The sequence below is a fragment of the Ideonella sp. genome (assembly GCF_041918995.1).
GTDB lineage: Bacteria > Pseudomonadota > Gammaproteobacteria > Burkholderiales > Burkholderiaceae_C > Ideonella.
In genome coordinates this window covers 65,501-77,708 of sequence record NZ_JAYRUN010000013.1, presented here as the reverse complement: position 1 = coordinate 77,708, position 12,208 = coordinate 65,501, and the positions used below count along the sequence as shown (strand labels likewise).

13 protein-coding genes are annotated in these 12,208 nt (G+C 71.8%); 8 read left to right on the top strand and 5 right to left on the bottom strand.

What is annotated here, in order from left to right; all coding sequences use genetic code 11:
* Position 1 precedes the first annotated feature (1 nt).
* From urtE to ACE3UN_RS13120, 4 genes are all read left to right on the top strand, one after another.
* On the top strand, positions 2 to 694 hold the full coding sequence (gene urtE / locus ACE3UN_RS13135) for an urea ABC transporter ATP-binding subunit UrtE (RefSeq protein ID WP_374675473.1): 693 nt from the start codon (positions 2 to 4) through the stop codon (positions 692 to 694).
* A 632-nt stretch (positions 695 to 1,326) separates the two neighbouring features.
* Entirely contained in the window at positions 1,327 to 2,529 is a 1,203-nt protein-coding gene (locus ACE3UN_RS13130) for a choice-of-anchor tandem repeat GloVer-containing protein (protein WP_374675409.1), read from the top strand.
* Between the two features lie 326 nt (positions 2,530 to 2,855).
* Positions 2,856 to 3,512, top strand: coding sequence for a class I SAM-dependent methyltransferase (locus ACE3UN_RS13125; protein ID WP_374675408.1), 657 nt, complete (start codon positions 2,856 to 2,858; stop codon positions 3,510 to 3,512).
* 131 nt (positions 3,513 to 3,643) lie between these two features.
* Positions 3,644 to 4,792, top strand: a complete 1,149-nt coding sequence (locus ACE3UN_RS13120; RefSeq protein ID WP_374675407.1) for a PHB depolymerase family esterase — start codon at positions 3,644 to 3,646, stop codon at positions 4,790 to 4,792.
* Positions 4,793 to 4,826: 34 nt separating this feature from the next.
* Here the strand turns inward: ACE3UN_RS13120 and ACE3UN_RS13115 are convergent, their stop codons facing one another.
* Entirely contained in the window at positions 4,827 to 6,896 is a 2,070-nt protein-coding gene (locus tag ACE3UN_RS13115; RefSeq protein ID WP_374675406.1) for a TSUP family transporter, read from the bottom strand.
* An 11-nt stretch (positions 6,897 to 6,907) separates the two neighbouring features.
* Positions 6,908 to 7,093: a hypothetical protein gene (locus ACE3UN_RS13110; RefSeq protein ID WP_374675405.1), complete on the bottom strand. Its 186-nt coding sequence runs from the start codon at positions 7,091 to 7,093 to the stop codon at positions 6,908 to 6,910.
* A 146-nt stretch (positions 7,094 to 7,239) separates the two neighbouring features.
* Here ACE3UN_RS13110 and ACE3UN_RS13105 point away from each other — a divergent pair, with 146 nt between their 5' ends.
* Positions 7,240 to 7,863, top strand: coding sequence for a cation transporter (locus ACE3UN_RS13105; protein ID WP_374675404.1), 624 nt, complete (start codon positions 7,240 to 7,242; stop codon positions 7,861 to 7,863).
* A gap of 40 nt (positions 7,864 to 7,903) precedes the next feature.
* Here the strand turns inward: ACE3UN_RS13105 and ACE3UN_RS13100 are convergent, their stop codons facing one another.
* Complete coding sequence (locus ACE3UN_RS13100) at positions 7,904 to 8,338, bottom strand: GNAT family N-acetyltransferase (protein ID WP_374675403.1); 435 nt, start codon at positions 8,336 to 8,338, stop codon at positions 7,904 to 7,906.
* 68 nt (positions 8,339 to 8,406) lie between these two features.
* Between ACE3UN_RS13100 and ACE3UN_RS13095 the strand changes: the two genes are divergently transcribed.
* Positions 8,407 to 10,053, top strand: a complete 1,647-nt coding sequence (locus ACE3UN_RS13095) for a serine hydrolase domain-containing protein (RefSeq protein WP_374675402.1) — start codon at positions 8,407 to 8,409, stop codon at positions 10,051 to 10,053.
* Between the two features lie 4 nt (positions 10,054 to 10,057).
* On the opposite strand, the gene ACE3UN_RS13090 is transcribed toward ACE3UN_RS13095, so the two are convergent.
* Together ACE3UN_RS13090 and ACE3UN_RS13085 are read right to left on the bottom strand one after the other, a co-directional pair.
* The gene (locus ACE3UN_RS13090) at positions 10,058 to 10,924 is read right to left on the bottom strand and encodes an urease accessory protein UreD (protein WP_374675401.1); all 867 of its coding nucleotides are present in this window, start codon (positions 10,922 to 10,924) and stop codon (positions 10,058 to 10,060) included.
* Positions 10,925 to 10,937: 13 nt separating this feature from the next.
* Entirely contained in the window at positions 10,938 to 11,495 is a 558-nt protein-coding gene (locus tag ACE3UN_RS13085) for a hypothetical protein (protein WP_374675400.1), read from the bottom strand.
* A gap of 116 nt (positions 11,496 to 11,611) precedes the next feature.
* On the opposite strand from ACE3UN_RS13085, the gene ACE3UN_RS13080 reads away from it, so the two are divergent.
* Together ACE3UN_RS13080 and ACE3UN_RS13075 are read left to right on the top strand one after the other, a co-directional pair.
* Positions 11,612 to 11,872, top strand: a complete 261-nt coding sequence (locus ACE3UN_RS13080) for a type II toxin-antitoxin system Phd/YefM family antitoxin (RefSeq protein WP_374675399.1) — start codon at positions 11,612 to 11,614, stop codon at positions 11,870 to 11,872.
* A 12-nt stretch (positions 11,873 to 11,884) separates the two neighbouring features.
* A complete protein-coding gene (locus ACE3UN_RS13075; protein ID WP_374675398.1) occupies positions 11,885 to 12,202 on the top strand; it encodes a CcdB family protein in 318 nt (105 codons plus the stop codon).
* Positions 12,203 to 12,208: the final 6 nt, after the last annotated feature.

The window sequence follows — 12,208 nt, the reverse complement described above, 5'->3', positions numbered from 1 at the left end:
CGTGCTGCGCGTGCAGGGCCTGCAGCAGTACTACGGCGGCTCGCACATCCTGCGCGGCGTGGGCTTCGACGCGCGGCTCGGCGAAGTCACCGTGGTGCTCGGCCGCAACGGCGTGGGCAAGACCACGCTGCTGAAGTCGCTGATGGGCGTGGTGCCCGTGCGCGCCGGCAGCATCCAGCTGGCCGGCGACGACCTCACCGCCACACCCACCCACCTGCGGGTGCGCCGTGGCATGGCCTATGTGCCCCAGGGCCGCGAGATCTTCGGCCGCCTCACGGTGGAAGACAACCTGCGCATGGGCCTGGCCACCCGCCCGGCCGGCGAGCGCGTGCCCGAGGAGCTGTTCACCCTGTTCCCGGTGCTCAAGCAGATGCTCGGCCGCCGCGGCGGCGACCTCTCCGGCGGCCAGCAGCAGCAGCTGGCCATCGCCCGTGCCCTGTGCGCCCGCCCCCGCCTGCTGATGCTGGACGAGCCCACCGAGGGCATCCAGCCCAGCATCATCAAGGACATCGGCCGCGTCATCCGCCACCTGGCCGACCGCGGCGACATGGCCATCGTGCTGGTGGAGCAGTACTACGACTTCGCCGCCGAGCTGGCCGACCAGTACCTCGTCATGGAGCGCGGCGAGATCGTGCAGCGAGGCCGCGGGGCCGACATGGAGCGCGACGGGGTGCGGGCCAGGATGAGCATCTAGGCGGGAGGGCGGCCCCGAACGGGGAGGAGCCGGTCAGTGGCGGCGTTGGAATGACGCCCACGACATGGACCTGCCGTTCGTCGCCGTCAGCATCTGAGAGACGTCACTCGGCATCCACCGCACGGCGTCGATCCGGCTGCGCTCATGGCCTTGGGCAAGGATCGGCCATGCCGGACGACCGCGAGTCTCACGTTGGCGCGCACCTTCCAGGCACCCCGCCAGTCGCCATCCCGGCATTGTTCGCCATCCAGCAGTACGGGGGCAGCCGGTCATCAGGTCGCTGGATGTCCGCGACTGGTCGTCCAAGCCCCCACGCGACCTATTGGACATGGGCAGCCCGGGGTGACCGACTGCACATGGCGGAGAAACAGCCCCCGCACGCGCACGATGCCCGCGTCGTCAAGATTGTTCAATCCGCCGAGGGTGCGCAGGGATCCACGCTATAAAGACCGAGGTGCCTGAGACCGGACAAGTGGGAGGCCGGGCGTGCGCGGTGGCCTCGTTCGGTGTCAGTGCCAGTACCGACGTCGGGGCCGACTTCCCATCGACTGGGCATCCTCCCGATGCTCGTGACGAGCACGAGGGGCACCATGAACTTGACCATAAGACAGACCACAAGAAGGGAGAGATCAGTGCAATTCACTTTGGTCGGCCTGCGGGCCGTTCGGCAGTTCTTGAATGCCCTCTGTGGGGCCGGCCTCGCCGCTTCGCTCGTGATCCTTCCGAGCGCCCATGCGGGAACGAAGGAGCCCCTCGAAACGCTCCATGTATTCGCTCCTCTGGATGGCGATGCCCCAGGACCCCTGACCCTTGCAAGTGATGGGCGCTTCTATGGCGTGGCGACCTATGGCGGCGCTCTGCGTTCCGGAACCGTTTTCTCGATGGACAAACGCGGGACCTTCGAGGTGCTGCATTCGTTCGATGCCTCTGTCGATGGGCAATATCCTTCGACGACCCTGTTGTCGGCGAGCGACGGCTATCTCTATGGCACCGTCCGGTACGGTGGCGTGTCGCACTGCGGATCGCTCTTTCGCGTGTCGCCATCGACAGGTGAATACACGGTCATGCGCCCGTTTGCCGTCCTTGGCAGGAGAACCGAGGGCTGCAATCCCCGTGGGGCAATGGCCCAGGGGCCCGACGGCTGGATCTACGGCACGACTGAATATGGCGGCAGCGCGGATGCAGGTACCGTCTACAAGTGGCACCCCGCCAGCGGAAAGTTCAAGACCCTCAGGAATTTCGCTGGCTGGGGCACTGGGGACGGCTACTCGCCCGTCAGCGTGGCGCTTTCTCCGACAGGCGAGCTGGTCGGCGTCACTCCCAGCGGGGGGAAGTTCGATGTCGGGACCATCTACTCACTGAAACCCGATGGCAGCGAGTATCGCGTGGTGTATTCGTTCACCTACGAATCGGACACGATCGGATCCAACCCATTTGGCCAACTCCTCCTGGCCAAGGACGGCAATTTTTATGGATCGACCGGCCGCGGCGGATACTGCTGCGGCACCATCTTTCGCCTGTCGCAAGATGGCACCGTCTCCCTTGTCCACACGCTCGAGTTCTTCGGCGACCTCGGCTTTCCCGTCAACGGGGACTTGATCCTTGGGCCCGAGGGATTGCTGTACGGAGTCACACGCGGGTCGGGCGCGGAGGGCGGCGGTACAGTCTTCACGATGTCGACAGCGGGCGAGGCCCGCGTGCTGCAAGCCTTCACCTACGCCGGAACGCCCAACTCGCCCATGGGGCGCCTGACCCGCGCCGGTTCATACATGTACGGCGTTGCGAGCCGCGGCTTCAGCGAGGGATCCGTGATCTACCGGGTTCTGAAGAAGTAGTCCGTTAGCCTCGGCCACCGGCTGGCCGGCCGCGTCGGCACGCTCCTGCAGGCCGTCGTGGGTGAGCGCGCGCAGCTCGAACGCCACGTCGTTGTGCGGCGCGCGCGGCAGCTGCACGGCCACCTCCGGCCACGTCGCACTCGGTGCCCCGCCGATGGGGCGGGCCGCGTGGCCAGTGGGCAGGCAGGTCACGGGTCGGCAGCGTCGTGGCCGCCGGGTCGGGCGGCCGGGAGGTCGGCCGCTCGGCGCGCTCAGGCGCGGGCGGGCCGGTGGGCAGGGGCCGACTGAGCTATCCTGCGGTCCATGGCGACAGTGGGCGAACACCCGTGAGCGACACGAAGGGCGGCGCCGCCGGGCCCGGGAAGTTCGATGCCCATGGCTACTGGCAGGCGCGGCATCGCAAGTACGGCGCCGATTTCCGCGGCGTGGGCAACGTGTCGCTGGCGTGCGATGCCAACGAGCGACAGATCCTGCAGAAGGCGCTGCTGCTCGCCCACGTGCTCGGCCGCCTCGGCGTGGCCCGCGGCGCGCGTGTGCTCGATGCGGGGTGCGGGCGCGGGTACCTGACCATGCTCCTGGCGCAGATCGGACTCGACTGCGTGGGCTGCGACGTGTCGAAGGACGCGGTCGAGAACGCGTACGGGCGGGACCGGATCACCTACGTGCAATCCCCCCTGGCGACGCTGAACCTGGGCGAGTCCTTCGCGGCCGTCCTGTGCATCGACGTGCTGTACCACGTGGTCGACGACGAGGAGTGGCAACGCACGCTCGCCGCATTGCACGCCCACACGCAGCCGGGCGGCCATCTGTGCATCGTCGAGAACCTCACCGCCGAGCCCAGCGCATCCCCCCATTGCCGCTGGCGGACGCTGGCGGACTACGAGTCGGTCTGTCGCCGGGAAGGGTCGCGCATCGTGGGCGTGGAGACCTACACCCCGCTGGAGATCCAGCGGGAAAAGAGCATCCTGGTCATCCAGACCTAGGCAGGGCGGGCTCCCTGCACCTGGGGGTGAGCCCGGGTGCGGGCCTCGCTCGCCGCCCCGGCGGCCGCTCCCTGACGACGGCATGGCTTTGCAAGCGGTCTATGCTGCACTGCAACATACGAAAGCCGCCATTGTCCACCGAGCACATCCGCGCCCAGATCCACCGCGCCCTCGCCGCCGCCGGCCTCGACACGCGCACGGGCGTCGCCCGCGGCGTGCTGGACACCATCGAGCAGGCCCTGGGGGCAGCGGGGATGCCGCAGCGCCCCGGGGCAGCCCCCCCACCCTCGACGCGCACCGCCGACACCACGCAGCTCGTCATCGACGTGGAGGGCCGTTCGCTGGACGACCCGGGCGAACCCGGCTGGGCGCCGCCATCCGCCGTGGAGCCGCGCTCGGGACGCTTCCTGGATCACCGACACACGGGGCCCCACGGCAGCCGCACGTACAAGCTCTACGTCCCCTCCTCGTACCGCGAGGGCGTGCGGATGCCGCTGATCGTGATGCTGCATGGCTGCAAGCAGGACCCCGCCGACTTCGCACGCGGTACGCGCATGAACGAAGTGGCGGAGGACAACGGTCTGCTGGTGGCCTACCCGGCCCAGTCCCGCAAGGCGAACGGTTCCAACTGCTGGCGCTGGTTCGAACGCGACCAGCAGCACCGCGGGGGAGCCGAGCCCTCGATCATCGTCGCCATGGTCGCCGAGATAGCGCGCGCGTTCACGGTGGATGCGCGCCGCGTGTACGTCGCCGGGCTGTCAGCGGGCGGCGCCATGGCGATGATCCTGAGCGACACCCACCCGGACGTCTTCGCGGCCGCCGCCGCCCACTCCGGGCTGCCGCCGGGGGCCGCGACCGATGTGCCGTCTGCCTTCGCGGCCATGCAAGGCGCCGCAGGGGCGGGGCCGAGGCGCGCCGTACCGCCTCGGCGCGGCGCACCCGGGCGGGCCGTTCCCACGATCGTCTTCCACGGAGACGCCGACGCGACGGTGGTGCCCGCGAACGGCGAGGCCATCGCCTCGCATGCACTCACCCGGCTCGAAGCGGAACGAGGACCGCTGGCGCGTGTCGTGGAGCAGCGGACCTGCCAGGGCAGCCGCTGCATCCGCACGACGCACCGCGACAGCGACGGCACACCGGTCGTGGAGCACTGGACCGTGCAGGGAGCCGGCCATGCCTGGATGGGAGGCAGCACCGCCGGCTCGTTCGCCACGCCGCATGGGCCGCAGGCCTCGCGCGAGATGGTCCGCTTCTTCTCCCTGCACACCCGGCCGACGTGACGGGCACGTCGCCGGGCCATGGCGCCGGCGCCGCTCAGCGCTTGACGATCAGGACCGACGCCTGCGGCGAGCGCGTGGCGAGGTTGGTGGACAGGCGCCCCAGCAGCAGGCCGAAGGGGGTCTTGAGGTAGCCCTCCTTCACGACGATGAGGTCGAAGTCGCCGTCCAGCGACTCCTTGATGATCTCCTCCTCGACGATGCCCTGGCGCAGTTTGACGCCCACCTGCGCCACGCCGGCGTCGGCCAGCGCGTGGCGGATGGCCATGAGCTGGCCCAGGCGGTCGGGCTGCACACCCAGGCGCTGGGCGTCCTCGGCCGCGTCGGCCGAAGGTGTCTCGGCCATGTACATGGTGGGCAGCGGCACCGTGTAGAGCACCTCGATGCTGGCGCCCGTGGCGAGGGCCACGTCCTGCGCCATGCGCACCGTGGCGGGGCTGGCGGGCAAATCGGTGCTGAGCAGGATCTTGCGCACCTGCTCTCGGCCACGCACCACCAGGGTGGACGTGGCCATGTGCCGCACGATGCGGGTGGCGTCGTCACCCAGGTGCCAGGTGGGGTTCAGCGTGGTCAGCGGGCGGGCGCCCACCACCAGCAGCCGGGCGCCGGCCGCGCGCTGCGCGATCTGCTCGTGCGTCTGGCCGGGCGCGGCCACCTCGGTGGGCGCCAGGCCCAGGCGCTGCAGGGCCTCGCGGCTTTGCTGCAGCACCGCCTCGGCGCCGCCGGCGCGGCCGCGCACCAGCAGGGTGGCGGGCTGCTTCCAGCCCGCGGCGATCTGCGCGCCCATGCGGGCCGCGGGCAGGTCGGTGGCGCGGTCGCCGGCCACGATCATCACGCCCGTGCCGGCCACGGCCTCTCCGGGTGCGGCCGGGCCGGCGCCCAGGGCGGCGGGCAGCGCGGGCGTGGCGGCCTGCTCGGCCTCGGCGCGCTCGCGCAGCACGCCGCGCACCAGCCAGAAGATGATCACGGCGCTCAGCGCGCACGACGAGCCCAGCATCAGGAAGCCCGAGTACGTGGACCACATCTTCTCGGTGGCCAGCGCCTGCTGCAGCGCATCGGGCTGGCTGGCGAACCACTCCTTCACCGCCGGCTTGTTGTTCTGCAGCCAGAGGCCCAGCTCCATGCGGTCGGTGATGCCGGAACTGCTGCGCGCCCAGGCGTTCAGCGCGTCGCGGTAGACGTCCTTGCTGGCCTCGGCGAAGTGCTTGAAGACCACCGACGTGCCGCCGGCCAGCATGGTGATGGCGAAGTACAGGCGGATGATGGTGCCGCGCGCGTACAGCGTGGCCGTGGCGCCCAGCTGCGCGCCGATGGCGGCGCCCACCAGCATGATGATGGCCGCCACCAGCTCCACCCGGCCCTTGAGCGCGTAGCTGAACGCCCCGTAGGCGCCCGTGACCATCACCTCGAACAGGTCGGTGCCCACGGCCACCTTGGTGGGCGCCCCCACGATGTACATGAGCGCCGGCATGCGGATGAAGCCGCCACCCACGCCCAGGAAGCCGGCCAGGAAGCCCGTGACCACGCCCATGCCGATGATCACCCACACCGAGATGTGGAAGCCCGAGACCTTGAGGTACACCACCGGCCGCAGCTTGATGCCCTGCATGTACAGCGCGAGCCGCGACTTGCCGACGTCCGCCTGCGGGTCGGTGCCGTGGGCCGCCGCCTGCCTGACGGCCTTGCGCGTGGCGGTCATGTACTCGTAGAGCATGAACGTGCCCAGGCCGAACAGCAGGCACATGTACGTGATGCGCACGATGGGGCCGATGTGGCCGATCTTCTCCAGCCACAGGATGAGCGTGGCACCGAGCTCGATGCCCACGACGGTGCCGATGATCATCAACAGCGCCAGCTTCATGTCCACGTTGCCGAACTTGCGGTGCTTGAACGTGGAGACGATGGACTTGCCGGCGATGTGCGCCATGTCGGTGCCGATGGCGTAGGCCATCGGGAAGCCGAACACGTTGAGCGCCGGCGTCACCATGAACGCGCCGCCCACGCCGAAGAAGCCGCCGATCACCCCGACGGTGAAGCCCAGCAGGATCAGCGCGAAGCCATTGACCTCGGTGCCGGAGATCGGCAGGTAGACCACCCAGTCGAACATGCCGTGCTCCCTCAGTGGCCCGCGTGCGGGTCACCCGCCGCGCCGGACTTGCCCGCCGACAGGCGCTTGAGCACCAGCTCGGCCACCATGGCGATGCACACGCCGATGCTGGCCATGGTGACCACCGTGACGACCGCGAACGCGAGGTGGTTGGTCTGGTTGAGTTGTGTCGTCCAATCGATGAACCAGGCAAGCATGTATCGGCTTCTCCACCTCGGGCTGCGCGCAGATCGCGGGCGGTCGGGATTGGATCACAGGTCCATGACGTTCCACCCCCCTTGGGCGGGGTTGCAAGGGCCGTACCACCGCGGCCTGCGTCGGCCAAGCCGCTACAGTGGCGGCCATGTCCGACACCTGCTGCTCCGGCGCCTGCTCGGCGCCCGCCCCCACCGACCCCCGATTCCGCCGCGCGTTGTGGGTGGCGCTGGTGCTCAACGCGCTGATGTTCGGCGTGGAGCTGGGGGCCGCCTGGTCGTCGGGCTCGGTGTCGCTGCTGGCCGATTCGATCGACTTCTTCGGCGACGCGGGCAACTACGCCATCAGCCTGGCGGTGCTGGGCATGGGCATGGCGGCGCGCGCGCGGGCGGCGCTGTTCAAGGCGGCCTGCATGGGCGGCTTCGGCGTGTTCGTGCTGGGCCGGGCGGCATGGGCCTGGCAGGCGGGCGGCGCCCCCGAGCCGCTCACCATGGGCGCGGTGGGCTTCGCCGCCCTGGCGGTGAACGCCGGCGTGGCCGCCCTGCTCTACCACTTCCGCAGCGGCGACGCCAACATGCGCTCGGTGTGGATCTGCTCGCGCAACGACGCGCTGGGCAACGTGGCGGTCATGCTGGCCGCGCTCGGTGTGTTCGGCACGGGCAGCGCCTGGCCCGACCTGGTGGTGGCGGCGGTGATGGGCGCCCTGGCCCTGTCCGGCGCGGCCAGCGTGGGGCGGCAGGCGCTGGGCGAGCTGAACACCCGGCCGGCCTGACGAACTGACGACCTGACGGCCGGCGGGCAGCGCAGCGGCGTCAGCCTTCGGCGGCCGGCAGCGCCTTGCCCATGTGGTACTTGACGATGCCCTGCGGGAAGCCGTGGCGCTCCAGCTCGACCGTGTAGCCCAGCCGGCGGTAGAAGCCGGGGGCCTGGTAGCTGAGCGTCTCCAGGTAGAGCAGGCGGCAGCCGTGGCGCACGGCGTCGGCCTCGAACTGCCGCATGAGACGGGTGCCCAGCCCGGCGCCGCGCTGGGGCTCGTCCACCCACAGCTGCTGCAGCTCACAGCAGGTGCCCCAGCGGCGCCCCACGGCGCCGCCCACCACCCGGCCGTGGGCGTCGCGTGCGATGCAGGCCATGGCACGCACCTCGTGCAGCGGCGCCGCGGCGTCGCTGTAGGCGGTGAGGCCCGCGTCGACGACGTCCACCCACGCGGCGGGCGGGTCGTCGCAGGAATCGAGGGTGACGTCCATGTCGATGCCCAAAGCCGCTATGGTAGGTGCCCGCGCCGCGGTCGGCGCCCCCGTCAAGGAGAGCCAGGATGCAAGGAGTCGGACGCGCCGCCTGGATGGCGCCCCTGGCGCTGGCCACCTGGTGTGCCCAGGCGGCGGTGCCCACCAGCGACGAGCATCTGGCGCGGCAACTGCAGGCCCGCGTGGCCGGCGACCGCACCGGCGTGTGCGTGCAGGCCGCGGTGATCGACGGCAGCACGGTGCGCCGGGCCCAGGCCTGCGCGGGCACCCGCGCCTCGCCCTCCCCCGACGCGGACGCGGCGTTCCAGATCGGCTCGGTCACCAAGACCATGACGGCCTACCTCGTGGCCGACCTGGTGGCCCGGGGTGCGTGGTCGCTGGACGACCCGATCGAGAAGCACCTGCCACCCGGCACCACCGTGCCGCGCCAGGGTGAACGCCGCATCCTGCTGCGCGACCTGCTCACGCACACCGCGGGCCTGCCCCCGGTGCCGCCCGGCATGGCGGTGCGCGACCCGGCCGACCCCTACGCCGCCGTGGACGAGAAGGGGGTGCTGGCGCCGCTGGCCGCCGTGGCCCTGACGCGCCCCATCGGCAGCCAGGCCGAGTACTCGAACTGGGGAATGATGCTGGTGTCGCTCGCCGTGAGCCGGGCGCTCGGCGAGCCGGTGGAGCCGGCGCTGCGCCGCCGCCTGTTCGAGCCGCTGGGCATGGCCGGTGCGTGGGTCACACCACCGGCCCGGGCCAAGGCGGCCCAAGGCCACCTGCCGGGCGGGCAGCCCACGCCGGCCTGGACGATCGCACCCACGCTGGCCGGCGTGGGCATGGTGCGCGCCACCGTCGACGACATGGTGCGTTACCTGCGCGCCCAGCTGGGCGACGGGCCGCCCGAGGTAGTGGCGCGCATGCGCATGACGCAGCAGCCGCTGGCCGGCGGCTTCGCCATGAACTGGGGGGTGCTGGACCGCGCCGGCCGGCGCGTGCTGGCGCACGAGGGCGGCACGGGCGGCTTCTCGTCGGTGGCCATGGTCGACCCCGCCTCGCGCCAGGCGGTGGTGGTGCTGGCCGACACCGCGCTGTCCGACCTGGGCGGCCTGGGCGACCTGGGGCTGTCGCTGTTGGGGCTGGACGTGCCGGTGCAGGCGCCGCGGGTGGAGCAGCCGGTGCCGCCCGAGCTGGCGCGCGCCATGGCGGGCACCTACCAGGCGGGGCCGCTGCAGCTGCGCGTCACGGCCGCCGAGGGCCGGCTGATGGCCCAGGCCACCGGACAGCCGGCCTTCGAGCTGGCGCACGACTCGCGCGGCGATTTCTACCCGCGCGGCTTCTCGGCCCTGCTCACGCCGCTGGCCAGCGCGCCCGGTGACGGGCCGGTGCAGCGCTTCGCCTGGCGCCAGGGCGGTGGCCTGCAGGAGGCCGTGCGCATCGGCGACGGCGCGGTGCAGTCGGCCACCAGCCCGGCCCCCGCGGGGCAGGACTGGGCGGGCCGCTACGCGCTGGCGCCGCAGTTCGCGATCACGGTGGCCTATGCCAACGGCCAGTGGACGGTGCAGGGCACCGGGCAGCCGGCCATCCCGGCACAGGTGGCGGGGCCGGACCAGCTCGCCATTCCCGCCGTGGGGGCGACGGTGGAGTTCGTGCGGGGCGCCGACGGCCAGGTGACGGACGCCGTGCTGCGCCAGAACGGCCAGACCCTGAAAGGCCAGCGCGCGCGCTGAGCGCTCAGGTGCGCCACACCCGCGGCGGGTGGGCCGGCAGGCCCCACGCCAGCGGCCGCCAGGCGGACCACACCGCCTGCATCAGCGCCATGGCGGGCTCCACCCGCTGCGCCAGCGCCCGCACCACCACCACCTGCGGGTGGGGCGCGGTGGCGGCCGCCACCACGGGCGCGTCGCCCAGCGGGGCCGCCTGCAGCGCCGGCAAGGCGCGGGTGGCGTCCAGCAGGGCCTCGCGGCGCGCATCGGCCAACGGCGCGCCGGCCGCGAACCAGGCCAGCGCCATCACACGCCGGCCGGCCAGGCCCAGGGCGCCATCGAGCAGGGCCGTGTCCTGGCCATCGAGGCGGCCGCGTTCGAGCCACACGCCCGGCAGCTCCACCGTCTGGGTGAGCGTGCCCTGGCCGAAGGGCGCATCGGACGCCGGCAGGCCCAGCGCCAGCACGTCCCAGCCGATCATCTCGGCGCCAGGAGCGAGGGTGAAGCGCAGGGCCGTGTCTGCCACGCAAGCCCGGTAGGCGATGGTCTCCATGGGCAGCCACTCCAGCCGCGCACCCGGCGCGAGCGCCGCCTGCACGGCCTGCTCGGCGCGCCAGCCGGCATCGGCCGCGCCCTCGCCGCGCCTGTACAGCCGCGTCGCCCCGGGGGTGGTGAGCAGCGCGTGGGCGCCTTCATCGAGCCTGGCGTGCACCTCGAGCCGGTCGCCGGAGAGGATGCCGCCGGGCGGATGCACCAGCACGTGGTGGCACACCGCCGGCCCTTCCGGGTAGAGCCGCTTGAGCACCCGCAGCGGGCCTTCGTGGCGGTCGTGCCCCACGGTGCCGCCCTGGGGCGTGGTGGTGTAGTGCAGGTCGAGGCGGGCGTGCCAGGTCATGCCGGGCGCACCGTCAGGCGTCGTCGTCCAGCCGCCGGAAGGGCCCGATGCAGGCGTCCAGGCTCTCGCTCTCGCACATCAGGAACTGGCGCTGGCCGTGGTCGAAGTACAGGAAGCTGAAAGCGAGCTGGCCGACCTCCGCCCGCTCGCCCAGGCAATCGGGCTCGCCGTTGTCGCGCACGATCTGGTCGGCCCAGGCGTAGAAGCCGTCTTCATCTGGCTCGGGCGCCACCATGAAGCGGGCGTCCAGCATCTGCCGGCCGCTGGTGACGGACACGGTGCCGTCCGGCCGCACGTCGTAGGTCTCGTGGCAGCCGCTGTCCTCGACCTCGATGTCCCACAGGCCGATGACGGGATGACCGCTCGCCACCCCGAGCACGGCCGCGGCCGGCGTCGGGCTGGCCTGCGCCATGCGCGGGAGCGCGCCGCCGTGCAGCGTGCGCCAGGCAGCGGGCCGCGCCGCCGCGTGCGCGGCGGCGGGCGCCAGCGTGGCAGTGGCACAGGCCAGCGCCCACAGGCCAAGCGCGACCGGGCCGAGCCGGCGGGGAAGAAACGAAGCAGTGCGGGTCATGGTCGGGCTGCAGGCGGATCCGGGCAGCCGCATCATCCCATGCGCGCGCTCACCACCGCCGCCAGCACCCGCGCGGGCATTGGCTAAAATGGCCAATCCCTGAGCTGGAGCGCGCCATGCGAGTCACTGCCACCGAAGCCAAGAACCGATTCGGCGCGCTGTGTCTGCGCGCAAAGGAAGAGCCCGTGGTGATCGAGAAGTCGGGCCAGCCGGATTCGGTGCTGCTGTCCTACGCCGACTACGAACGGCTGCAGGCGGCCCAGCGCGCCCGCCAGCGCAGCAGGCCGTTGAGCGCAGAGTATGGGGAGTGGCTGCAGGCCCAGAACGACGCGGTCGACCTGCACGGCGTGTGGAGCGACGGGCTGCGCACCTGGTGACCGGCCTCGGCCATGGCCCAGTACGACGTGTACGCCAACCCGGACCTGCGTTCTCGCGAGCAGGTGCCGTACTTGGTCGATGTGCAGAGCGCGATGCTCAGTGAGCTGCGCACGCGGTTCGTCGTGCCGCTGTCCGCCACGGCCGCCGCGCTGCCGCATGCGCCGCGTCGCCTGTCACCCACGTTCGTCGTGCAGGGGCAGTTGCTGGCGCTGCAGCCGCATCTCGCGGCGGGCATCGACGCCCGCCAGCTGAAGCGGCCCGTCGCCTCCTTGGCCGACCGGGCCGCCGATATCGTGGGTGCACTGGACGCCGTGGTCAGCGGGCTGTAGCCCGCC

Coding starts and splice junctions, on each gene's coding strand:
- ACE3UN_RS13080 (WP_374675399.1), top strand. CDS start 11,612: ATGCGAGTCACTGCCACCGAAGCCAAGAACCGATTCGGCGCGCTGTGT.
- ACE3UN_RS13075 (WP_374675398.1), top strand. CDS start 11,885: ATGGCCCAGTACGACGTGTACGCCAACCCGGACCTGCGTTCTCGCGAG.
- ACE3UN_RS13110 (WP_374675405.1), bottom strand. CDS start 7,093: ATGCTTGCCTGGTTCATCGATTGGACGACACAACTCAACCAGACCAAC.
- ACE3UN_RS13115 (WP_374675406.1), bottom strand. CDS start 6,896: ATGTTCGACTGGGTGGTCTACCTGCCGATCTCCGGCACCGAGGTCAAT.
- ACE3UN_RS13085 (WP_374675400.1), bottom strand. CDS start 11,495: ATGACCCGCACTGCTTCGTTTCTTCCCCGCCGGCTCGGCCCGGTCGCG.
- ACE3UN_RS13095 (WP_374675402.1), top strand. CDS start 8,407: ATGCAAGGAGTCGGACGCGCCGCCTGGATGGCGCCCCTGGCGCTGGCC.
- ACE3UN_RS13105 (WP_374675404.1), top strand. CDS start 7,240: ATGTCCGACACCTGCTGCTCCGGCGCCTGCTCGGCGCCCGCCCCCACC.
- ACE3UN_RS13090 (WP_374675401.1), bottom strand. CDS start 10,924: ATGACCTGGCACGCCCGCCTCGACCTGCACTACACCACCACGCCCCAG.
- ACE3UN_RS13100 (WP_374675403.1), bottom strand. CDS start 8,338: ATGGACGTCACCCTCGATTCCTGCGACGACCCGCCCGCCGCGTGGGTG.